The organism is Anoxybacillus sp. CHMUD (assembly GCF_013096965.1).
Classification (GTDB): domain Bacteria; phylum Bacillota; class Bacilli; order Bacillales; family Anoxybacillaceae; genus Anoxybacillus; species Anoxybacillus kestanbolensis_A.
In genome coordinates this window covers 1-680 of the sequence record NZ_SDLG01000058.1, presented here as the reverse complement: position 1 = coordinate 680, position 680 = coordinate 1, and the positions used below count along the sequence as shown (strand labels likewise).

The 680-nt window shown below is 33.4% G+C and carries 1 protein-coding gene; it reads right to left on the bottom strand.

Translation table 11 applies throughout. The annotated features are described in order from the left end of the window. Window positions 1-72 precede the first annotated feature (72 nt). The coding region (locus ETB99_RS14565; RefSeq protein ID WP_216366211.1) for a trypsin-like serine protease at window positions 73-680 on the bottom strand (608 nt) is incomplete at its 5' end.

The following is a 680-nucleotide window of genomic DNA, read 5'->3' as shown; positions in this document are numbered from 1 at the left end:
ATAGAGATTAGTTTTAGTATTAAAAAACAATTTCAAAAAAATCAAAACGCTCTATAAAATCTAATAAAACTTTTAGTCAAATCTTACATTTGTATCACTTATATATATAGAGAAGCTCGCAGAAGGAGTAGAATACATGTTCATTACATCAGTGATTTTTGTGAATAAACCATAGGTAGGATTTGTACTTCCATCAGGACTTTCCCCACCAGAATGAATACCATAAATTAAGAATGCATAAGGATCAAACACGATGGCTCCACTGTCACCACCAGATGAATAATTCAAAATGCCTGTATTATTATCATTATTAATCTTTAACAATTTTTGACTTCCATACTGGTCACCAGCATAGTCTACATATTTATAACTAGTACTTTCAAGGTAGCCACATGTAACCCCAGTTGTATTCCCTGATTTACATAAATACATACCGCTATAATAATAAGTGCCTATGCCCTCGATTCTCTTATCATAGTCGTCATTGTCTTCTGCATGCCAATAAAAATAATTTGTTACATACCTTGGACTCAACTCGTTTGTGCTATCTAGTAGAATTAAACCGACATCAATTCCATTCCAATTGCCTACGGTATGATCTGTACCAACGCGTACATCATATTGATAGGCTCCACTTTTATCACCATTTAAACAGTGACCAGCTGTAATAAGAAAGTATC